The organism is Pseudomonas sp. NPDC089396 (assembly GCF_044749545.1).
In the GTDB taxonomy this organism is placed as follows: domain Bacteria; phylum Pseudomonadota; class Gammaproteobacteria; order Pseudomonadales; family Pseudomonadaceae; genus Aquipseudomonas.
Genome location: NZ_JBIVIC010000001.1, coordinates 51315 through 71379, shown reverse-complemented (window position 1 = coordinate 71379; position 20065 = coordinate 51315). Strand labels below are relative to the sequence as shown.

Sequence of the window (20065 nt, the reverse complement as noted above, 5' to 3'; positions counted from 1 at the left end):
TGGGGCCGCTTTGCGGCCCATCGCTGGCAAGCCAGCTCCCACAGGAAGCGCGCCAGCTTTTAGAAATTGAGCAAGACAGTTGCTCTCACCTGTGGGAGCCGGCTTGCCGGCGATGGGCTGCGAAGCAGCCCCAATGCACCTCAGACCTTGCTAAAGGCCTGATGCAATTCGGCCACAGTGGCAAAGTGGAAGGCCGGTTCCTCGGCCCTCAGTTCTTCCTCGCTACCAAACCCATACCCCACTGCCACCGCCTGCAAACCATTGCTCCGCGCGCCGATCAGGTCATGTTTGCGATCACCGATCATCAGCGTCTGCGCCGGGTCCAACCCTTCCTCATCCAGCAAATGGCGAATCAGTTCGACCTTGTTGGTGCGCGTACCGTCCAGCTCACTGCCGTAGATGACCTTGAAATGATGGTCGAAGGCAAAGTGACGGGCGATTTCGCGGGCAAATTCCCAAGGCTTGGAAGTGGCGATGTACAGGGTGCGGCCTTGGCCGTTCAACGCTTCGAGCAGCTCAGGCACTCCATCGAACACCAGGTTCTCGTAAAGCCCGGTGACACGGAAGCGTTCCCGGTAGAAGTTCACCGCCTCCCACGCCTTTGCCTCGTCGAAGTTGTAGAACTGCATGAAGGCTTGCAGCAGGGGCGGCCCGATGAAGTGCTCCAGACGCGTCAGGTCCGGCTCGTCGATGCCCAGTTTGGCCAGGGCGAACTGGATCGAGCGGGTGATGCCCAGGCGCGGGTCGGTCAGGGTGCCGTCAAGGTCGAAAAGGATGTTCTGCTGGTGCATGTATGAGGTTCCACTCAAGTCATTCAGGTTGGTCGTAGCCTTCGGCCAGGTGCTGGTCCTTGAGCTTCACGTAGTTGCTGGCGCTGTAGGGGAAAAAAGCGCGCTCCTTGTCGGTCAATGGACGGGCCTGCTTCACCGGGCTGCCCACATACAGGTAGCCGCTTTCCAGGCGCTTGCCTGGCGGCACCAGGCTGCCGGCGCCGATGATCACCTCGTCCTCGACGATGGCACCGTCCATGATGGTACTGCCCATGCCGACCAGGATGCGATTGCCCAAGGTGCAACCGTGCAGCATGACCTTGTGACCGATGGTCACCTCGTCGCCGATGATCAGCGGGAAACCGTCCGGGTTGAACGGGCCGGCATGGGTGATGTGCAGCACGCTGCCGTCCTGCACGCTGGTGCGTGCACCGATGCGGATGCGGTGCATGTCACCGCGCACCACGGTCAGCGGCCACACCGAGCTGTCCTCGCCGATTTCCACGTCGCCCAGCACCACCGCCGAACGGTCGACAAAGGCCCGTGGTGCAACTTTCGGAGTGTGTTGCTGGAAGCGTCGGATGGCCATGATAGCGTCTCTCATCTGTGCCGATAGGCAGGCTGCCTGCTGCGGTCGGCGTCGATTGTAATTAAGATGGGGCAGTGTTTCTTCTGCCAAGGTATCCAAACCGTGAGTGCCAACAACCCGCTTCTGCAATCCTATGATCTGCCGCCCTTCTCGGCGATCCGTGCCGAACACGTGCTGCCGGCCATCGAACAGATCCTGGCCGATAACCGCAAGGCCATTGCCGAGATCCTCGAAAAGCAAGGCAAGAACCCCACCTGGGCTGGCCTGGTGCTGGCCATGGACGAACTGAACGACCGCCTGGGCGCCGCCTGGAGCCCCGTGAGCCACCTCAATGCGGTGTGCAACAGCCAGGAATTGCGCGAGGCCTATGAGTCCTGCCTGCCGGCGCTGAGTGCCTACTCTACCGAACTGGGCCAGAACCGTGCGTTGTTCGAAGCCTACGAGGCCTTGATCAACAGCCCGCAGGCCACAGGCTTCGACGTGGCGCAAAAGACCATCCTCGAGCACGCCCTGCGTGACTTCCGTCTGTCGGGTATCGACCTGCCAGCCGAGCAGCAGCAGCGTTACGCCGAAGTGCAAAGCAAACTCAGCGAGCTGGGCAGCCGTTTCTCCAACCAACTGCTCGACGCCACCCAAGCCTGGACCAAGCACGTCACTGACGAAGCTGCCCTCGCCGGCCTGACCGATTCGGCCAAGGCGCAGATGGCCGCCGCTGCCCAGGCCAAGGGTCTCGAAGGCTGGCTGATCACCCTGGAATTCCCCAGCTACTACGCGGTGATGACCTACGCCAGCGACCGCGCCCTGCGTGAAGAGCTGTACGCCGCCTACTGCACCCGTGCCTCGGACCAGGGCCCGAATGCCGGCCAGTTCGACAACGGCCCGGTGATGCACGAGATCCTCGACCTGCGTCAGGAACTGGCCGCCCTGCTGGGCTACAAGAACTACGCCGAACTGAGCCTGGCCACCAAGATGGCCGAATCCAGCGACCAGGTGCTGAGCTTCCTGCGTGACCTGGCCAAGCGTTCCAAGCCCTTCGCCGCCCAGGACCTGGAGCAGCTCAAGGCCTACGCCGCCGAACAAGGTTGCGCCGAGCTGGCCAGCTGGGACGCCGGCTACTTTGGCGAGAAACTGCGCGAGCAGCGTTACAGCGTGTCGCAGGAAACCCTGCGCGCCTACTTCCCGATCGACAAGGTGCTGTCCGGCCTGTTCAGCATCGTCCAGCGCCTCTATGGCATCGAAATCGCCGAGCTCAAGGGCTTCGACAGCTGGCACCCGGACGTGCGCCTGTTCGAGATCAAGGAAAACGGCCAGCACGTCGGCCGCTTCTTCTTCGACCTCTATGCCCGCGCCAACAAGCGTGGCGGCGCCTGGATGGACGGCGCCCGCGACCGTCGCCGTACTGCCGAAGGCGCGTTGCAGAGCCCGGTGGCCAACCTGGTGTGCAACTTCACCCCGGCCGCACCCGGCAAGCCTGCGCTGCTGACCCATGACGAAGTCACCACCCTGTTCCACGAGTTCGGACACGGCCTGCACCACTTGCTGACCCGCATCGAGCATGCCGGTGTTTCCGGTATCAACGGCGTGGCCTGGGATGCGGTCGAGCTGCCGAGCCAGTTCATGGAAAACTGGTGCTGGGAGCCGGAAGGCCTGGCACTGATCTCCGGCCACTACGAGACGGGCACCGCCCTGCCCCAGGACCTGCTGGACAAGATGCTGGCGGCGAAGAACTTCCAGTCGGGCATGATGATGGTGCGCCAGCTGGAGTTCTCGCTGTTCGACTTCGAGCTGCACGCCAGCCATGGCGATGGCCGCAGCGTGCTGCAGGTGCTCGAAGGGGTGCGCGACGAGGTGTCGGTCATGCGTCCACCGGCGTACAACCGCTTCCCCAACAGCTTTGCGCACATCTTCGCCGGCGGTTACGCGGCGGGCTACTACAGCTACAAGTGGGCCGAAGTCCTGTCGGCGGATGCTTTCTCGCGCTTCGAGGAAGAAGGTGTGCTCAATGCTGAAACCGGCCGCGCCTTCCGTGAGGCGATTCTGGCCCGTGGTGGTTCCCGCGAACCGATGGTGCTGTTCGTCGACTTCCGCGGCCGCGAACCTTCCATCGATGCACTGTTGCGCCACTGCGGCCTGAGCGAGGTCGCGGCGGCATGAGCGAGGTAGTTGTGAACAAGACCAAGAAGCGCTTCATCGCCGGGGCGGTCTGCCCGGCGTGCAGCGAGCCGGACAAGCTGATGATGTGGAGCGAGGATGACGTGCCGCACCGCGAATGCGTGGCCTGCGGCTTTACCGACACCCTCAATGAACAGGGCCTGTCGGTACCCAAGGAGCTGGGCACCCGGGTCAACCACCTGGCGCCCAAGGCAGCTCCGGCCAAAGTGCAGACGGTGCAGTTCTTCCCCAACCCGAAGCTGAAGAAACCGGCCGACTAAGCGCTCCGTTGGCTGACCAGAGGCGCTGGAAGAATCCTCCTTACCGCGATACTGTATATGAATACAGTATCGGGGTGAGCGATGATTCCTCCAGCACCGCAAAAAGGCCGTGGCACGGCGCACAATCCGCACAACCGTTTTGCCCCGAGCCGTTCGGTGGCGGAGGATGACGGCTGGTACCAGGAAGTGCCGCTCACCCAGGGCACCGAGGTGCGCATCGAGACGGCCAAGACGGTCATCACCCGCAATACCTCGCCCGACCTGCCCTTCGACCGCTCCATCAATCCCTATCGCGGTTGCGAGCATGGTTGCATCTACTGCTATGCCCGCCCTTCCCATGCCTACTGGGACCTTTCTCCGGGCCTGGACTTCGAAACCAAGCTGATCGCCAAGACCAACGCCGCCGACGTGCTCGCGCAACAGCTGAGCAAGCCGGGCTACGTCTGCGCGCCGATCAACCTGGGCTCAAACACGGACCCCTACCAACCCATCGAGCGCGAGCAGCTACTGACCCGGCGCCTGCTGGAAGTGCTGCTGCGCTTTCGCCACCCGGTGACCATCGTCACCAAGGGCTCGCTGGTGTTGCGCGATCTCGACCTGTTGTCCGAGATGGCCAGCCAGCGGCTGGCGCGGGTGATGATCAGCCTGACCACGCTGGACGATGACCTCAAGCGAGTACTGGAGCCGCGCGCGGCGTCACCCAAGGCGCGGCTGCGGGCGATCCGGGTGTTGCGCGAGGCAGGCGTACCGGTGGGCGTTCTGTGTTCGCCGATGATTCCGATGATCAATGACAGCGAACTGGAGCGCCTGCTCGAAGCGGCCAAGGAGGCTGGCGCGCAAAGCGCGGCCTACATGATGCTGCGCCTGCCGCTGGAAGTGGCGCCGCTGTTCGAGCAGTGGCTGCAGGACCATTATCCCCAGCGGGCGACCCATGTGCTCAGCCTGATTCGGCAAAGCCGGGGTGGCGAGCTGTATGACAGCCGGTTCGGCGCGCGAATGCGGGGAGAAGGTGTGTTCGCCGAGCTGCTGGCGCAGCGCTTTGCCAAGGCGATGCGGCGCCTGCAGTTCGAAGGGCGGGAAGCGCAGGCACTGGATTGTTCGGCATTCTGTCCACCCGGCGGGCAGATGGCGCTGTTCTGATCCCTCAATCCAACTAATCCAAGCTCATAATTTGATTCTGGGCTCTTGGCAGTTGATGCTTTTTTGCTATTATTCAGATCCCGCCTTTCTCTTCTGGAACACCTGTTCTAGAGCCTTCGAATTAAGTTTCAGTTAAGTTTTCCCCGCTAGCGTAGGAAACCAGTCCACGAAGACTGTGATCTATGGCTCGTGCGTGTCATCTAAAACCCTGCATAGCCAGAATCTTTCACCGGTAAACTGGATTTACCAAAACACCGTCAAGAGGATGAATCATGCCCGTCAAGGACCCATCCAAGGTCATTCCGCAGGCCCCGGCGGAAAGCGCCGATGCCGCCCTGAAGCACATCGTCGACGGCTTCCTGCGTTTTCACCATGACGTCTTTCCCGAGCAACAAGAGCTGTTCAAGAAGCTCGCCACGGCGCAAACCCCACGCGCCATGTTCATCACCTGTGCCGACTCGCGCATCGTCCCCGAGCTGATCACTCAGAGCTCGCCAGGCGACCTGTTCGTGACCCGTAACGTCGGTAACGTGGTGCCGCCTTATGGCCAGATGAACGGCGGTGTTTCCAGCGCCATCGAGTACGCGGTTTCGGCGCTGAAGGTGCACCACATCATCATCTGTGGACACTCCGACTGCGGTGCCATGCGTGCGGTACTCAACCCGCAGTCGCTGGCCAAGATGCCGACCGTTTCCGCCTGGCTGCGTCACGCCGAAGTGGCACGCACCGTGGTCGAGAACAACTGCTCCTGCGGCAGCGAGCATGAAACCATGCAGGTGCTGACCAAGGAAAACGTCATCGCCCAGCTGCACCACTTGCGCACCCACCCGTCCGTGGCTTCGCGCCTGGCGGCTGGCGAGCTGTACATCCACGGCTGGGTGTACGACATCGAAACCAGCAAGATCGAAGCCTACGACGCCCTCAGCGACAGCTTCCTGCCTTTGGCTGCTGGTGAGCCGGTCCCCTGCGCCACTCCGAGAGGCCGCTACTAAGCGACCCGTCCCACGCTAGAACCTTGATAGCCGGCTGCACCCATTAGGGTGTGGCGCGGCCTTCTGCTGCCTTGAATTCCCTGATTGTCCTGCCGGCATCCTCGCTGGCGGCTTGCGCCTGGGCGCGTGTCAGGGGCCAACGTGCCCACGGCCAGAGGAATGGCCGTGTGACTGAGAAAGGAGAAACACGGTGAACATGACACAGTTGAAAGCGGCCCTGCCGCGTGAGTTGTTGGCGTCAGTGGTGGTCTTTCTGGTCGCCCTGCCGTTGTGCATGGGTATCGCGATCGCCTCGGGCATGCCGCCGGCGAAGGGCCTGATTACCGGCATCATCGGCGGTATCGTGGTGGGCTTCCTGGCAGGCTCGCCCCTGCAGGTCAGCGGCCCCGCCGCAGGCCTGGCGGTGCTGGTGTTCGAGCTGGTGCGCCAGCATGGCGTGGCCATGCTCGGGCCGATCCTGCTGCTTGCCGGGGTCTTGCAGTTGCTGGCAGGGCGCTTGCGCCTGGGTTGCTGGTTCCGCGTCACGGCGCCAGCGGTGGTGTACGGCATGCTGGCCGGTATTGGCGTGCTCATCGTGCTGTCACAGGTGCACGTGATGTTCGACACGGCGCCGCAGCCCTCCGGCATGCAGAACCTGTTGGCGTTCCCCGCGACCGTCGCCGCTGCCCTGCCACTGGAAAGCGCAGGCGCAGGCTGGCAGGCCGGGGCACTCGGCCTGGGCACCATCGCCGTGATGTGGGCCTGGGAGCGGCTGCGGCCGCAGAAGCTGCGCTTCATTCCCGGTGCCCTGCTGGGCGTGGCGGCCATGACGGCGATCAGCCTGTGGCTGGCGCTGCCGGTGAACCGGGTGCAGGTTCCGGCGGACCTCTCGCAAGCCATCGACTGGATACGCCCGGATGACCTGCTCAAGCTCGCCGACCCCACCTTGCTGGTGGCGGCCTTCGCCCTGGCCTTCATCGCCAGTGCCGAAACCTTGCTGTCGGCCGCCGCCGTGGACCGCATGCACAGCGGCCAGCGTTCGGACTTCGACCGCGAGCTGTCGGCCCAGGGGATCGGCAACATGCTCTGCGGTGTGCTTGGCGCCTTGCCGATGACCGGCGTGATCGTGCGCAGCTCGGCGAACGTACAGGCCGGTGCGCAGACCCGCGCTTCAGCCATCTTCCATGGTCTGTGGCTGCTGGCCTTCGTCGTGATGCTCAGCAGTGTGCTGCAGCAGATTCCGGTGGCCAGCCTGGCGGGTGTGCTGGTGTTCACGGGGATCAAGCTGGTGGATGTGAAGGCGTTGCGTGGATTGGGGCGCTATGGGCGGATGCCGATGTTCACCTACGCGGCGACTGCGCTGGCGATCATCTTTACCGATCTGCTGACGGGGGTGCTGCTGGGCTTTGCCCTGACGCTGCTGAAACTGGCCTTCAAGGCGGCACGCCTGAAGATCAACCTGGTGAGCCTGGACAAGGTTGGGCACATGGAGCTGCGCCTGGGAGGTGCCGCCACGTTCCTCAAGGTGCCTGCACTGACCCAGGTGCTGGATACCGTACCGGCGGGGACCACGCTGCATGTGCCGTTGGGCAACCTCAGCTATATCGACCACGCTTGCCTTGAATTGCTTGAGGACTGGAGCCGGAGCAATACCGCTCATGGGTCGCGGTTGGTGATCGAGCAGCGGCGGTTGAAGCGGCGGATCGAGGGGCGGATGCGCACGACGGCGGGGGTTGGGGCTTAGGGGCTGACCGCTTGGCTGACTGAACTGGCCCTATCGCCGGCAAGCCGGCTCCCACAGGTACTGCACAAGGCTCGGGCAATGTGCTGACCCTGTGGGAGCCGGCTTGCCGGCGATAGGGCCGGTAGGGTCAGGCCGGCTGGCCCAGCTCCACACCCAGCTGGCGCGACAGGCATGGCCAGCGCTTCCAGGCGGCGCCGGTTTCCGGGCTGCACAGGGCCTCGCGGTAGGCTTCCACCGACTCTGCTGCAAAGCTTTCGTCGTTGAGCATCTCATCCACCGAATGGTGCACAACCTCATCCAGCTGGTTGGCAAAGGTCTCGCCGATCAGCTGATGCGCGATCAGGTTGGCCAGGGTGGTATCGAAAGGAATCAGCGGCTGCTGGAAATGGCGGATGTACAGGTCGTTCACTTCTTCCACCAGGCGATGCGCAAGGTAGGCTTCATCCAGCAGGCAGTCCAGGCCCACTTGCCCCTGCATCACGCTCGGTGGTTGCAGGAAATAGGCTTCGGCGATCTTCAGAACCGGTTTGATCTGCGACTCGATACCGGCTTCGCGGGCCACCTCATGGGCAGCCTCGATCAGCTCTGGAACCTGGTCGATGTAAGCGCTGACGAAGCGCGCCAAAGTACCCTGGGCGTCCTGCTCAGGCAGTTGGATCGAGGGGTGCAGGTGTGGCAGTTGCAGCTCGAGACGCTCTTTCAGTTGACCGGTACGGCCTTCGTGATCGTGGGCTTGGCTAATTTGCTCGCGTACAGCAGCGATGTTCATGACAACTCCAGGGACAAGACGTTTCAAACGGAAGACACTAAATTAGCTCGGTATACCGAATACCTAAGACTCATTTGTTATAAATCTCGCAAACGTGTGCGCTGTTGGGTATAACCAAGTGCCACCATTATGCCAGACCCTATCTAGCGCGCGGCTTGCGCGTCATTTCACGATTTCATGCAGTTCATTTCTCCCCTCGCGTTGCGTGCCATTGGTCGGTGTCTATACTCGGGATGAACGTGATTCGTTGATGAGGCCCGTCTGCTTTCGCAGGGGGCTCGGTCGTCGAAGCCAGCAGTCTTGACCGCCGTTCCCGCTTGCCGCAGGCCACGCCTTCGGGACAACAAGAACTAGAAGGGGAACCCGCAATGATGCGACATCCACATGTCTGGATGGGCCTTCTGTTGTGGTCGGTTTTCGGTCAGGCCAACGCCGCCTGGACCGTGAACATGGCGCCAGGGGCGACGGAAGTCTCCAACGCCGTGTTCGACCTGCACATGACCATCTTCTGGATCTGCGTGATCATCGGCGTCGTGGTGTTCGGCGCGATGTTCTGGTCCATGGTCCTGCACCGGCGTTCCACTGGCCAGCAGGCCGCGCATTTCCACGAGCATACCTGGGTGGAAATCCTCTGGACCGTGGTCCCCTTCCTGATTCTCGTGGCCATGGCCATCCCCGCCACCAAGACCCTGATCGACATCTACGACGCCAGCGAGTCGGACATCGACATCCAGGTCACCGGCTACCAGTGGAAATGGCACTACAAATACCTGGGCCAGGACGTGGAGTTCTTCAGCAACCTGGCTACCCCTGCCGACCAGATCCACAACAAGGCTGCCAAGGACGAGCATTACCTGCTCGAAGTCGACCAGCCGCTGGTGCTGCCGGTGGGGGCGAAAGTGCGCTTTCTGGTGACCGCCGCCGACGTGATCCATTCCTGGTGGGTACCGGCCTTCGCGGTCAAGCGTGACGCTATCCCGGGGTTCGTCAACGAAGCCTGGACGCGCATCGAGAAACCCGGCATCTACCGCGGCCAGTGCACCGAGCTGTGCGGCAAGGACCACGGCTTCATGCCGGTGGTGGTCGAGGTCAAGTCCAAGGCCGACTACGACACCTGGCTCGGCGAGCGCAAGGCCGAGGCGGCCAAGCTCAAGGAGCTGACCAGCAAGGAATGGACCCTCGAAGAGCTGGTCGAGCGCGGCGACAAGGTCTACCACACCACCTGCGTCGCCTGTCACCAGGCCGAAGGTCAGGGCCTGCCGCCGATGTTCCCGGCGCTCAAGGGCTCGAAGATCGCCACCGGGCCGAAGGAAGGCCACCTGGGCATCGTCTTCCATGGCAAGCCTGGCACTGCCATGGCCGCATTCGGCAAGCAGCTGTCGGAAGTCGACATCGCCGCCGTGGTCACCTACGAGCGCAACGCCTGGGGCAACAACAAAGGCGACATGGTCACGCCGAAGGACGTGCTGGCGCTCAAGCAGGCAGAAGCGCAATGAACCGGGTTACTCGCGGCAATCAATGGATTGCAGGAGACAGGACATGAGTGCAGTGATCGACGACCACGCCCACGGCCATGACCACGCGCACGGCCCGGCCAAGGGCCTGATGCGCTGGGTGCTGACCACCAACCACAAGGACATCGGCACGATGTACCTGTGGTTCAGCTTCATCATGTTCCTACTCGGCGGCTCGTTCGCCATGGTGATCCGCGCCGAACTGTTCCAGCCCGGGCTGCAGATCGTGGAACCTGCGTTCTTCAACCAGATGACCACCATGCACGGTCTGATCATGGTGTTCGGCGCCGTGATGCCGGCCTTCGTCGGCCTGGCCAACTGGATGATCCCGCTGATGATCGGCGCGCCGGACATGGCCCTGCCGCGGATGAACAACTTCAGCTTCTGGCTGCTGCCGGCGGCGTTCCTGCTGCTGGTCTCGACCTTGTTCACCCCGGGCGGCGGGCCCAACTTCGGCTGGACCTTCTATGCGCCGCTGTCGACCACCTACGCACCGGCCAGCGTCACCTTCTTCATCTTCGCCATTCACCTGATGGGCATCAGCTCGATCATGGGCGCGATCAACGTGATCGCCACCATCCTCAACCTGCGCGCACCCGGCATGACATTGATGAAGATGCCATTGTTCGTCTGGACCTGGCTGATCACCGCGTTCCTGCTCATTGCGGTGATGCCGGTGCTGGCCGGCGTGGTGACCATGATGCTGATGGACATCCACTTCGGCACCAGCTTCTTCAGCGCCGCCGGCGGTGGCGACCCAGTGCTGTTCCAGCATGTGTTCTGGTTCTTCGGCCACCCCGAGGTGTACATCATGATCCTGCCGGCCTTCGGCGCGGTCAGTTCGATCATCCCGGCGTTTTCGCGCAAGCCACTGTTCGGCTACACCTCGATGGTCTATGCCACCGGGGCCATCGCCTTCCTCTCGTTCATCGTCTGGGCCCACCACATGTTCGTGGTCGGCATCCCGGTGGTCGGTGAGCTGTTCTTCATGTACGCCACCATGCTGATTGCCGTGCCCACCGGGGTGAAGGTGTTCAACTGGGTCAGCACCATGTGGGAAGGCTCGCTGACCTTCGAGACACCAATGCTGTTCGCCATCGCCTTCGTCATCCTGTTCACCATCGGTGGCTTCTCCGGGCTGATGCTGGCGATTGCCCCGGCCGACTTCCAGTACCACGACACCTACTTCGTGGTGGCGCATTTCCACTACGTGCTGGTGCCGGGGGCGATCTTCGGCATTTTCGCCTCGGCCTACTACTGGCTGCCGAAGTGGACCGGGCACATGTACGACGAAACCCTTGGCAAACTGCACTTCTGGCTGTCGTTCGTCGGCATGAACATGGCCTTCTTCCCCATGCACTTCGTTGGCCTGGCCGGCATGCCACGGCGTATCCCTGACTACAACCTGCAGTTCGCCGACTTCAACATGGTGTCGTCGATCGGCGCCTTCATGTTCGGCGCCACGCAGATCTTCTTCCTGTTCATCGTCATCAAGTGCATCCGCGGCGGCGCGCCGGCACCGGCCAAGCCGTGGGACGGTGCCGAGGGCCTGGAGTGGTCGATCCCCTCGCCTGCGCCCTACCACACCTTCCAGACCCCACCGGAAGTGAAATAGGGAACCGCCATGACCGGCCAACCGCTCAAACGCCTGGTGCTGCGCCTGCTGATGCTGACGGTGGTGATGTTCGCCTTCGGCTTCGCCCTGGTGCCGATCTATGACGTGATGTGCAAGGCCTTCGGCATCAATGGCAAGACCGGTGGGCAGTACGAGGGCAGCCAGGTCAGCGACACCTCGCGCTCGGTGCGGGTGCAGTTCATGTCCACCAATGCCAGCGACATGGTCTGGGACTTCTATTCCACCGCCGACCAGCTCGAGGTCAACCCGGGGGCGGTCAACCAGATGATCTTCATCGCCCACAACCCGACCGACCGGCCCATGAGTGCCCAGGCCATCCCCAGCATCACCCCGGCCGAAGCCGCGGCGTACTTCCACAAGACCGAGTGCTTCTGCTTTACCCAGCAGGTGCTGCAGCCCGGCGAACGCATCGAAATGCCGGTGCGCTTCATCGTCGACCGCGACCTGCCGGCCAGCGTGAAGCACCTGACACTGGCCTACACCTTGTTCGACATCACCGCTCGCCACCCGCCGGTCGCCCACAACGCGGCCCAGGACGTCCAGGGCGCCCGTTAAGGGAAGGAGAACAGCAATGGCAAGTCACGAGCACTACTATGTTCCGGCGCAGAGCAAGTGGCCGATCATCGCCACCATCGGCATGTTCATCACCGTGTTCGGCCTGGGTACCTGGTTCAACGACCTCAAGGCCGGCCACCCCGACTCCCACGGGCCGCTGATCTTCTTCGTCGGCGCTCTGTTCCTGGTCTACATGCTGTTCGGCTGGTTCGGGGCGGTGGTCAAGGAAAGCCGAGCCGGGCTCTACAGCTCGCAGCTTGACCGCTCGTTCCGCTGGGGCATGAGCTGGTTCATCTTCTCTGAAGTGATGTTCTTCATGGCCTTCTTCGGCGCGCTGTTCTATGTGCGCGTGCTGGCCGGGCCATGGCTCGGTGGCGAGGGGGCCAAGGGTGTCGCGCACATGCTCTGGCCCAGCTTCGAATTCGCCTGGCCGCTGTTGCACACGCCAGACCCCAAGCTGTTCCCGCCGCCCAAGGAAGTCATCGACCCGTGGCACCTGCCGCTGATCAACACCATTCTGCTGGTCAGCTCCAGCGTGACCATCACCATCGCCCACCACGCCCTACGCCGTGACCATCGCGGTGCGCTGAAGCTGTGGATGGCACTGACCATCATTCTGGGCATCAGCTTTATTACGTTGCAGGCCTACGAGTACCACGAGGCCTATACCAAGCTGGGGCTGACCCTGGGGTCGGGGATCTACGGCGCGACGTTCTTCATGCTTACGGGGTTCCACGGTGCCCACGTGACCTTGGGCACGATCATCCTGATCGTCATGTTCGTGCGCATCCTGCGCGGGCATTTCAACCCTGAGAAGCACTTCGGTTTCGAAGCGGCCAGCTGGTACTGGCACTTCGTCGACGTGGTGTGGGTGGGGTTGTTCATCTTTGTGTATGTGCTGTAGGAGCGGCCTTGTGTCGCGAAAGGGCCGCAAAGCGGCCCCCGCGATTTTTGCTGTGACGATGGGATTGTGGGGCTGCTTCGCACCCCTTTCGCGACACAAGGCCGCTCCTACAGAGGGTCGGTGCAGCTATTAGAAAGGTGCATGAGAAACAAGCTGGCCACTGATGAAGCCATACGCCACCAGGCCTATGGTCAGGCTGGCCAAGGTGACACGCACGGTCAGCGCCTTGAGCAGGCGGGTCGAGTTCTCATCGTCCTTGACCAGAAACACCAGGCCACTGAACAGGCTGGCAACCGTGGCCAACAGCATCAGGACAATCGCGGCCTTGAGCATGGCGACAACTCCGGGGGGAATGCAGTGATGAATACAAGTATAGCGACTGACCTGACGAGCCTTCGATGAGGCCATTCCGTCCGGGCTGGATACCGACCCTGGTGGTGCTCGCGCTGCTGCCGGGGTTGATTGCGCTGGGCTGCTGGCAGCTTGGCCGGGCCGACGAGAAGCGCGCGCTCCTGGCTACCTACGCCCAGCGCAGTGCTGATGCGCCGTTGGCCACTTCCAGCTTGCAGCAAAGCAGCGACCCGGCCTTCCGCCAGGTCCACCTGTATGGCCGTTTCGATGCCGCGCACAGCCTGCTGCTGGACAACCGCATGCGTGACGGGCAGGCCGGTGTCGAGCTGCTGCAGCCGTTCCACGACCAGCCCAGCGGCCTCTGGCTATTGGTCAACCGTGGCTGGCTGGCGTGGCCCGACCGGCGCGTGCCGGTGCAATTCGACACGCCCAGTCAGGCGCTGGCCCTGGATGCCTCGGTGTACGTGGCGCCGGGTAGCACCTTCCAGTTGCACCCCGACCCGGTGGGCGGCCAGTGGCCGCACCTGCTGACGGCCATACACCCCGAACAGCTGTGGCAGCAGCTCGACCGCGAGGGCTTTGCCTACGAACTGCGCCTGCAGCCCGGCCCGGCCAGCTACCGCCTGGACTGGCCGGTAGTCGCCATGGGCCCGGAAAAGCACCTGGGCTACGCCGTGCAGTGGTTTGCCCTGGCCGGCGCCCTGGTGCTGCTCTACCTCTACTTTGGCTGGCACGACAAAAAGGAGAATCACCATGGCCGCCGCCACCACTCCACTGGACCCGCCTGAACGTGGCAAACCCAGAGCCCGCGGGCGTTTGCAACTGATCCTGATCCTCCTGGTAGTGCTTGGCCCGATGATCCTGGCCACCAGCATGTACAAGCTCAAGTTCTGGGTACCGGACGGGCGCAGCTATCACGGGGCGATGATCGGCAACGGCCAGACGCGCGCCGATATCGGTATCGCGGGCGAGGACGCACGTTGGCAGCTGCTGGTCGCGGCGCCCGAGGCCTGTGCCGAGGATTGCCAGCGCCTGGTGTACCTGGCCCGGCAGATCCAGGTCGGCCTGGGCCGTGACGCCAGCCGCGCCAGCCATGCCCTGGCCGCTGCCCAGCCGTTGAGCGCGGATTACCAGGACCTGCTGGGGCGGGAGTACCCGCAGCTGCAACGTTATCCACTGGATGCCCCGCACTACGTGCAGAAGGTCGGCGAACCCGGTCCGCAGCTGTGGATCGTCGACCCGCACGGCAACCTGGTGCTGCGCTATGGCGGCAAGGTCAACGGCAAGCATGTGCTGGACGACCTGCGCCACCTGCTCAAGCTGTCCAACATCGGCTAGGAGCCTGCCATGGCCAGACCTGGATTTCGCCTTGCTGTTTTCGCCACCCTGCTGGCACTGCTGGTCGTCCTGCTCGGTGCCTACACCCGCCTGACCCATGCTGGCCTGGGCTGCCCTGACTGGCCGGGTTGCTATGGCTTCATCAGCGTGCCCAAGACCGATGCCCAGCTGGCCCATGCCGAGCTGCACTTCCCCGAGCACCCGGTGGAAGAAGCCAAGGGCTGGGCCGAGATGGTCCATCGCTACTTCGCCGGAACCCTGGCACTGGTGATTGCCCTGCTGGCCTTGCAGGCTGTTCGGCGCCATGCCCGCGACGGTCAGCCCTACCGCCTGCCCTTGCTGTTACTGGGCGTGGTGCTGGCCCAGGCGGCGTTCGGCATGTGGACGGTGACGCTGAAACTGTGGCCGCAAGTGGTCACCGCGCATCTGCTCGGCGGCTTCACCACCCTGAGCCTGCTGTTGCTGCTGTCCCTGCGTCTATCCCGGGCCTTTGCGCCCCTGCCGAAGTTGCCCTTGAGTCTGCGTCGGATCGCTGCGTTGGCGTTGCTGGTGGTCATCGGCCAGATCGCCCTGGGCGGCTGGGTCAGCGCCAACTATGCGGCGGTCGCCTGCATCGATTTGCCCACTTGCCATGGCCAGTGGTGGCCGACAGCGGACTTCAGCAACGGCTTCCACCTGACTCAGCATGTCGGCCCCAACTACCTGGGTGGGCAGCTGGACAGCGATGCGCGCACGGCCATCCATATCAGCCATCGCCTCGGTGCCCTGCTGGTCACCTGCGTGCTGCTGATGCTCAGCTGGAAGCTGTATCGCTGTGGCTTGCCCGGCCTGGCGCGACTGGTGCTGTGCGCCTTGGCGCTGCAGGTTGGCCTGGGCATCAGCAACGTGGTGTTCCAGTTGCCGCTCGCCGTGGCTGTGGCGCACAACGCCGGCGGCGCCCTGTTGCTGCTGAGCATGGTGCTGGTCAACTACCGCATCCGCGTGGTCGACAAGGTGCGCATGGGTGTCGGCCATGGTTGGCGCTTGCGGCCGGTCGCTGGCGTGGCCATCTCCCAACACATGAGGAACGGCTCGTGGCGACGCTTCTGAATGCCTGGCGTGTCGGCTGGCGCGACTACCTGGAGCTGACCAAGCCCAAGGTCGTGGTGCTGATGCTGATCACTTCGCTGGTGGGGATGTTGCTCGCCACCCGGGCGGGTGTGAGCTGGAGCGTGCTGCTGTTCGGCAATCTGGGAATCGGCCTGTGCGCGGGCGGTGCGGCAGTGGTCAACCACGTGGTGGACCGGCGGATCGACGCGCTGATGGCGCGTACGCACAAACGCCCATTGGCCCAGGGGCGGGTCGAGCCGCTGCCGGCGCTCTTGTTCGCGCTAGCCCTGGCGCTACTGGGGATGGCCTTGCTGCTGGTGTTCACCAATGCCCTCACCGCCTGGCTCACCCTGGCCTCGCTGCTCGGTTATGCGCTGCTCTACACCGGCTTTCTCAAGCGGGCCACGCCCCAAAATATCGTCATCGGTGGCCTGGCCGGGGCGGCCCCGCCGTTGCTCGGCTGGGTAGCGGTGAGCGGGCATATCAGCGCCGAGCCGTTGTTGCTGGTGCTGATCATCTTCGCCTGGACGCCCCCGCATTTCTGGGCCCTGGCCCTGCACCGCAAGGCCGAATACGCCAAGGCCGATATCCCGATGCTGCCGGTGACCCACGGCGAGCGCTACACCAAGCTGCATATCCTGCTCTACAGCCTGATTCTGCTGGCGGTGACCCTGCTGCCCTATGCCATCCACATGAGCGGCCCACTCTACCTGGCCTGTGCCCTCGCCCTGGGCCTGCGCTTCCTGCACTGGGCCTGGGTGTTGTACCGTGGCAGCCGGCCGCACGCGGCGATCGGCACCTTCAAGTACTCTATCGGCTACCTGTTCGCGCTGTTCGTCGCGTTGCTCGTTGACCACTACCTGTTGCTGAGCCTATGACCAGAACCCAGAAAACCGTCTTCATCCTCGTTGCCGTCGTCGCGCTGATCCTGGGCCTGACCGTCAACAAGGTGCTCAATGGCCGCGATCAGCCCAACCCGACCGAGCTGATCGACGCCGGCATCATCCTCCTGCCGCAGAGCCGCACGGTGGCCGATGTGACCATGACCAACCAGGATGGCCAGCCGGTGCAGCTGGACGATCTCAAGGGCAAATGGTCGCTGCTGTTCTTCGGCTACACCTACTGCCCGGACATCTGCCCGACCACCTTGGCCCAGCTGCGCCAGGTGAAGAGCGAGCTGCCGAAGGAGGCCGTGGACCGTTTGCAGGTGGTGCTGGTGAGCGTGGACCCGAATCGCGATACGCCGACCCAGCTCAAACAGTACCTGGGCTACTTCGACAAGGATTTCGTGGGGGTGGCGGGGTCGATCGAAGATACCCAGAAGCTTGCCAATGCCTTGAGCATTCCGTTCATTCCGGCCGATACCAGCAAGCCGGGGTATACCGTGGATCACAGCGGTAACCTGGCCGTTGTCGGGCCGGATGGGCGTCAGCGGGGGTTCATTCGTGCGCCGTTCAACAACCAGAAGCTGGTGGCGCAGTTGCCGGGGCTGGTCAAGCGGGATTGATGCAGGCTGCAAAAGCATCGCCGGCAAGCCGGCTCCCACATTGATTGCGCACAGCCAGAGACCTGCGCTGTAACTGTGGGAGCCGGCTTGCCGGCGATAGGGGCAACGAGATGCTCCAGCTTAGAACGCCGGAACGACAGCGCCCTTGTACTTCTCGACGATGAACTGCTTCACCTCTGGCGAGTGCAGCGCCGCCGCCAGTTTCTTCATGTCATCCGAATCCTTGTTGTCCGGGCGGGCAACCAGGATGTTCACGTAAGGCGAGTCGCTGCCTTCGATGGCCAGCGCGTCTTTCTCCGGGTTCAGCTTGGCTTCCAGCGCATAGTTGGTGTTGATCAGGGCGATATCGACCTGGGTCAGCACGCGCGGGATGGTGGCTGCTTCCAGCTCGCGGAACTTCAAGCCCTTGTCGTTACCGGTGATGTCTTTGACGGTCGACAGGATGTTCTTGTTGTCCTTGAGCTTGATCACGCCGGCCTTGTCCAGCAGCAGCAAGGCACGGCCGCCGTTGGTGGCGTCGTTGGGGATGACCACGGTGGCGCCGGAAGACAGCTCGTCGAGCTTCTTGATCTTGGTCGAGTAAACGCCCAGCGGCTCGATGTGCACGCCGGCCACGCTCACCAGCTGGGTGCCCTTGGCCTTGTTGAACTCATCAAGGTACGGCTGGTGCTGGAAGAAGTTGGCGTCCAGGCGCTTTTCGGCCACTTGCACGTTCGGCTGGATGTAGTCGGTGAATTCCTTGACCTTCAGCTCCACGCCTTCCTTTGCCAACTGCGGTTTGACGAAGTTGAGGATCTCGGCGTGCGGCACCGGGGTGGCGGCGACAGTCAGGTCCCCGGCATGGGCCGAGAAGGCCGCAACGGCGGCAGCAACAGCAAGCAGCTTCTTCATGAATCACTCCTTGTGAGGGCCGCGACGGCCCCCGAACGGGTCGGCCGGGCCGACCCCATTGGGGTTACTTACGGGAAAAATGCACGACCAGTTTGTCGCCCACGCTCTGCAGGATTTGAACCAGTATCAGCAACAGCACCACGGTGACCACCATGACGTCGGTCTGGAAGCGCTGGTAGCCGAAGCGGATGGCCAGGTCGCCCAGGCCGCCTGCGCCGACCACGCCGGCCATCGCGGTGTACGACACCAGGGTAATGGCCGTGACGGTGATGGCGGCGAAGATGCCCGGGCGGGCTTCTGGCAGCAGCGCGTTGGTGATGATCTGGCGGGTGGTGGCACCCATCGACTGGGTGGCCTCGATGATGCCGCGGTCCACTTCACGCAGGGCGGTTTCCACCAGGCGCGCGAAGAACGGCGTGGCACCCACCACCAGCGGCGGGATGGCACCGGCCACACCCAGCGAAGTACCGGTGATCAGCACGGTGATCGGGATCATCACGATCAGCAGGATGATGAACGGCAGCGAGCGCAGGATGTTGACGATCAGCGACAGCAGCGCGTACACGCCCTTCTGCTCGAACATCTGACGCGGGCCGCAGAGGAACAGCAGCACGCCCAGCGGCAGGCCCAGCAGTACGGTGAAGAACAGCGAGCCGAACAGCATGATCATGGTATCGACGGTGGCCAGCCAGATTTCGGCCCAGTCGACGTTGGCGAAGAAATTCAGGGCGTCCATCAACGCAGTACCTCCATATGTACGTCAGCTGCCTTGAAGCGGTCGAATGCCGCTTCCATGTCGCCGCCGGTGACGGCCAGGGTCAGCTGCCCATAGGGCACATCCTTGATGCGGTCGATACGCCCGGCGAGGATGCTGTAGTCCACACCGGTTTCGCGGGCCACGGTGCCCAGCAGCGGCGCGTAGGTGGCATCGCCCTGGAAGGTCAGGCGGATGATGCGGCCCGGCACATGGGCGAAGTCGTCGCGTTGTTCGCCTTCGTCGACCTGCTCGTCTTCCTGGACGAAGCGCTTGGTAGTCGGGTGCTGCGGGTGCAGGAACACCTCGGCCACCGAGCCCTGCTCGACGATCAGCCCGGCATCCATCACGGCCACGCGGTCGCAGACCCGGCGAATCACGTCCATTTCGTGGGTGATCAGCACGATGGTCAGTTTCAGCTCGCGGTTGATCTCGGCCAGCAGTTGCAGCACCGACGCCGTGGTCTGCGGGTCGAGGGCACTGGTGGCCTCGTCGCACAGCAGGATCTTCGGGTTGGTGGACAGGGCGCGGGCAATGCCGACGCGCTGCTTCTGGCCGCCAGACAACTGGGCCGGGTACTTCCTGGCGTGGTCTTGCAGGCCCACGCGGGCCAACAGTTCGCTGACACGCTGGTCGATCTCGCGGCGCGACAGTTCGCCGGCCAGGGTAAGCGGCAGGGCGACGTTGTCGGCGACGGTCTTGGAGGCCAGCAGGTTGAAGTGCTGGAAGATCATCCCGACCTGCTGGCGGAAGCCGCGCAGCTGGTTGGCATTGAACGCGGTGACGTCTTCGCCGTCGACGATGATCTTGCCACCGGAAGGCTCTTCCAGGCGGTTGATCAGGCGCAGCATGGTGCTTTTGCCAGCGCCGGAATGGCCGATCAGGCCGAACACCTGGCCGTCTTCGATGGTCAGGCTGGTCGGGTTCAGGGCGGGGATTTCCCTACCGGCGACGCGGTAGGTCTTGTGTACATGTTGGAACTCGATCACGTAGCGAACCTTGTGGGGCGCATGGAATTTGGGGTCAGCGGTTAGCTGGGGTGGCGCATTTTAGCCTTTTCCCATAGCTGTTCTTAGCATTTATTTCGTAATGCTCCAATCCATCGGGCATA

General features: G+C 63.2%; 21 protein-coding genes. 14 read left to right on the top strand and 7 right to left on the bottom strand.

The annotated features are described in order from the left end of the window. Window positions 1–140: 140 nt before the first annotated feature. Both ACIPZB_RS00335 and ACIPZB_RS00330 read right to left on the bottom strand, forming a co-directional pair. A complete protein-coding gene (locus ACIPZB_RS00335) occupies window positions 141–791 on the bottom strand; it encodes an HAD family hydrolase (protein ID WP_400638558.1) in 651 nt (216 codons plus the stop codon). A 19-nt stretch (window positions 792–810) separates the two neighbouring features. Next, window positions 811–1359 carry a gamma carbonic anhydrase family protein gene (locus ACIPZB_RS00330; RefSeq protein ID WP_008092117.1) on the bottom strand — a complete coding sequence of 183 codons (549 nt, stop codon included), beginning with the start codon at window positions 1357–1359 and terminating at the stop codon, window positions 811–813. Between the two features lie 102 nt (window positions 1360–1461). Here ACIPZB_RS00330 and prlC point away from each other — a divergent pair, with 102 nt between their 5' ends. From prlC to ACIPZB_RS00305, 5 genes are all read left to right on the top strand, one after another. Continuing rightward, window positions 1462–3513: an oligopeptidase A gene (gene prlC, locus ACIPZB_RS00325; RefSeq protein ID WP_400638557.1), complete on the top strand. Its 2052-nt coding sequence runs from the start codon at window positions 1462–1464 to the stop codon at window positions 3511–3513. Next, window positions 3510–3791, top strand: coding sequence for a YheV family putative zinc ribbon protein (locus ACIPZB_RS00320; RefSeq protein ID WP_008092114.1), 282 nt, complete (start codon window positions 3510–3512; stop codon window positions 3789–3791). The genes prlC and ACIPZB_RS00320 overlap by 4 nt, the downstream gene beginning before the upstream one ends. 81 nt (window positions 3792–3872) lie before the next feature. Continuing rightward, window positions 3873–4931 carry a PA0069 family radical SAM protein gene (locus ACIPZB_RS00315; protein WP_400638556.1) on the top strand — a complete coding sequence of 353 codons (1059 nt, stop codon included), beginning with the start codon at window positions 3873–3875 and terminating at the stop codon, window positions 4929–4931. A 272-nt stretch (window positions 4932–5203) separates the two neighbouring features. Then, window positions 5204–5923 (top strand): carbonic anhydrase, encoded by a 720-nt coding sequence (locus ACIPZB_RS00310; RefSeq protein WP_008092112.1) that lies wholly within the window; start codon window positions 5204–5206, stop codon window positions 5921–5923. A gap of 196 nt (window positions 5924–6119) precedes the next feature. Continuing rightward, complete coding sequence (locus ACIPZB_RS00305) at window positions 6120–7646, top strand: SulP family inorganic anion transporter (RefSeq protein WP_400638939.1); 1527 nt, start codon at window positions 6120–6122, stop codon at window positions 7644–7646. 127 nt (window positions 7647–7773) lie between these two features. Here the strand turns inward: ACIPZB_RS00305 and ACIPZB_RS00300 are convergent, their stop codons facing one another. After that, window positions 7774–8415, bottom strand: a complete 642-nt coding sequence (locus ACIPZB_RS00300) for a hypothetical protein (RefSeq protein WP_008092107.1) — start codon at window positions 8413–8415, stop codon at window positions 7774–7776. Between the two features lie 368 nt (window positions 8416–8783). On the opposite strand from ACIPZB_RS00300, the gene coxB reads away from it, so the two are divergent. The 4 genes from coxB to ACIPZB_RS00280 are packed head-to-tail and all read left to right on the top strand — an operon-like array spanning window position 8784 to window position 13024. Further along, window positions 8784–9911 (top strand): cytochrome c oxidase subunit II, encoded by a 1128-nt coding sequence (gene coxB, locus ACIPZB_RS00295; protein WP_400638555.1) that lies wholly within the window; start codon window positions 8784–8786, stop codon window positions 9909–9911. Window positions 9912–9954: 43 nt separating this feature from the next. Next, window positions 9955–11544: a cytochrome c oxidase subunit I gene (gene ctaD, locus ACIPZB_RS00290; RefSeq protein ID WP_400638554.1), complete on the top strand. Its 1590-nt coding sequence runs from the start codon at window positions 9955–9957 to the stop codon at window positions 11542–11544. A 9-nt stretch (window positions 11545–11553) separates the two neighbouring features. After that, window positions 11554–12120, top strand: a complete 567-nt coding sequence (locus ACIPZB_RS00285; RefSeq protein WP_400638553.1) for a cytochrome c oxidase assembly protein — start codon at window positions 11554–11556, stop codon at window positions 12118–12120. Between the two features lie 16 nt (window positions 12121–12136). After that, window positions 12137–13024: a cytochrome c oxidase subunit 3 gene (locus ACIPZB_RS00280; protein ID WP_400638552.1), complete on the top strand. Its 888-nt coding sequence runs from the start codon at window positions 12137–12139 to the stop codon at window positions 13022–13024. A gap of 129 nt (window positions 13025–13153) precedes the next feature. Here ACIPZB_RS00280 and ACIPZB_RS00275 read toward each other — a convergent pair whose 3' ends face one another. Further along, window positions 13154–13357, bottom strand: a complete 204-nt coding sequence (locus ACIPZB_RS00275) for a twin transmembrane helix small protein (RefSeq protein WP_016394254.1) — start codon at window positions 13355–13357, stop codon at window positions 13154–13156. A 65-nt stretch (window positions 13358–13422) separates the two neighbouring features. On the opposite strand from ACIPZB_RS00275, the gene ACIPZB_RS00270 reads away from it, so the two are divergent. Genes ACIPZB_RS00270 through ACIPZB_RS00250 form a run of 5 tightly spaced genes read left to right on the top strand, consistent with a single transcriptional unit; the run spans window position 13423 to window position 17309 of the window. Beyond that, window positions 13423–14163, top strand: a complete 741-nt coding sequence (locus ACIPZB_RS00270; protein WP_400638551.1) for an SURF1 family protein — start codon at window positions 13423–13425, stop codon at window positions 14161–14163. Continuing rightward, entirely contained in the window at window positions 14129–14713 is a 585-nt protein-coding gene (locus tag ACIPZB_RS00265) for a hypothetical protein (RefSeq protein WP_400638550.1), read from the top strand. The genes ACIPZB_RS00270 and ACIPZB_RS00265 overlap by 35 nt, the downstream gene beginning before the upstream one ends. A gap of 9 nt (window positions 14714–14722) precedes the next feature. Beyond that, window positions 14723–15802 carry a heme A synthase gene (locus ACIPZB_RS00260; RefSeq protein WP_400638549.1) on the top strand — a complete coding sequence of 360 codons (1080 nt, stop codon included), beginning with the start codon at window positions 14723–14725 and terminating at the stop codon, window positions 15800–15802. Next, window positions 15787–16680: a heme o synthase gene (gene cyoE / locus ACIPZB_RS00255; RefSeq protein WP_400638548.1), complete on the top strand. Its 894-nt coding sequence runs from the start codon at window positions 15787–15789 to the stop codon at window positions 16678–16680. The genes ACIPZB_RS00260 and cyoE overlap by 16 nt, the downstream gene beginning before the upstream one ends. Beyond that, window positions 16677–17309 carry an SCO family protein gene (locus tag ACIPZB_RS00250; protein ID WP_400638547.1) on the top strand — a complete coding sequence of 211 codons (633 nt, stop codon included), beginning with the start codon at window positions 16677–16679 and terminating at the stop codon, window positions 17307–17309. Before cyoE ends, ACIPZB_RS00250 begins: the two co-directional genes overlap by 4 nt. A 120-nt stretch (window positions 17310–17429) precedes the next feature. On the opposite strand, the gene ACIPZB_RS00245 is transcribed toward ACIPZB_RS00250, so the two are convergent. The 3 genes from ACIPZB_RS00245 to ACIPZB_RS00235 form a co-directional block, all read right to left on the bottom strand. After that, window positions 17430–18200 (bottom strand): MetQ/NlpA family ABC transporter substrate-binding protein, encoded by a 771-nt coding sequence (locus ACIPZB_RS00245; RefSeq protein WP_400638546.1) that lies wholly within the window; start codon window positions 18198–18200, stop codon window positions 17430–17432. Window positions 18201–18264: 64 nt separating this feature from the next. Then, on the bottom strand, window positions 18265–18936 hold the full coding sequence (locus ACIPZB_RS00240) for a methionine ABC transporter permease (protein ID WP_400638545.1): 672 nt from the start codon (window positions 18934–18936) through the stop codon (window positions 18265–18267). After that, complete coding sequence (locus tag ACIPZB_RS00235) at window positions 18936–19943, bottom strand: methionine ABC transporter ATP-binding protein (protein ID WP_008092089.1); 1008 nt, start codon at window positions 19941–19943, stop codon at window positions 18936–18938. Before ACIPZB_RS00235 ends, ACIPZB_RS00240 begins: the two co-directional genes overlap by 1 nt. Between the last annotated feature and the right edge of the window lie 122 nt (window positions 19944–20065).

Coding starts and splice junctions, on each gene's coding strand:
- ACIPZB_RS00285 (WP_400638553.1), top strand. CDS start 11,554: ATGACCGGCCAACCGCTCAAACGCCTGGTGCTGCGCCTGCTGATGCTG.
- ACIPZB_RS00335 (WP_400638558.1), bottom strand. CDS start 791: ATGCACCAGCAGAACATCCTTTTCGACCTTGACGGCACCCTGACCGAC.
- ACIPZB_RS00240 (WP_400638545.1), bottom strand. CDS start 18,936: ATGGACGCCCTGAATTTCTTCGCCAACGTCGACTGGGCCGAAATCTGG.
- ctaD (WP_400638554.1), top strand. CDS start 9,955: ATGAGTGCAGTGATCGACGACCACGCCCACGGCCATGACCACGCGCAC.
- ACIPZB_RS00245 (WP_400638546.1), bottom strand. CDS start 18,200: ATGAAGAAGCTGCTTGCTGTTGCTGCCGCCGTTGCGGCCTTCTCGGCC.
- ACIPZB_RS00300 (WP_008092107.1), bottom strand. CDS start 8,415: ATGAACATCGCTGCTGTACGCGAGCAAATTAGCCAAGCCCACGATCAC.
- ACIPZB_RS00310 (WP_008092112.1), top strand. CDS start 5,204: ATGCCCGTCAAGGACCCATCCAAGGTCATTCCGCAGGCCCCGGCGGAA.
- ACIPZB_RS00320 (WP_008092114.1), top strand. CDS start 3,510: ATGAGCGAGGTAGTTGTGAACAAGACCAAGAAGCGCTTCATCGCCGGG.
- ACIPZB_RS00260 (WP_400638549.1), top strand. CDS start 14,723: ATGGCCAGACCTGGATTTCGCCTTGCTGTTTTCGCCACCCTGCTGGCA.
- ACIPZB_RS00270 (WP_400638551.1), top strand. CDS start 13,423: ATGAGGCCATTCCGTCCGGGCTGGATACCGACCCTGGTGGTGCTCGCG.
- ACIPZB_RS00265 (WP_400638550.1), top strand. CDS start 14,129: ATGGCCGCCGCCACCACTCCACTGGACCCGCCTGAACGTGGCAAACCC.
- ACIPZB_RS00250 (WP_400638547.1), top strand. CDS start 16,677: ATGACCAGAACCCAGAAAACCGTCTTCATCCTCGTTGCCGTCGTCGCG.
- ACIPZB_RS00280 (WP_400638552.1), top strand. CDS start 12,137: ATGGCAAGTCACGAGCACTACTATGTTCCGGCGCAGAGCAAGTGGCCG.
- coxB (WP_400638555.1), top strand. CDS start 8,784: ATGATGCGACATCCACATGTCTGGATGGGCCTTCTGTTGTGGTCGGTT.
- ACIPZB_RS00330 (WP_008092117.1), bottom strand. CDS start 1,359: ATGGCCATCCGACGCTTCCAGCAACACACTCCGAAAGTTGCACCACGG.
- ACIPZB_RS00275 (WP_016394254.1), bottom strand. CDS start 13,357: ATGCTCAAGGCCGCGATTGTCCTGATGCTGTTGGCCACGGTTGCCAGC.
- ACIPZB_RS00315 (WP_400638556.1), top strand. CDS start 3,873: ATGATTCCTCCAGCACCGCAAAAAGGCCGTGGCACGGCGCACAATCCG.
- ACIPZB_RS00305 (WP_400638939.1), top strand. CDS start 6,120: ATGACACAGTTGAAAGCGGCCCTGCCGCGTGAGTTGTTGGCGTCAGTG.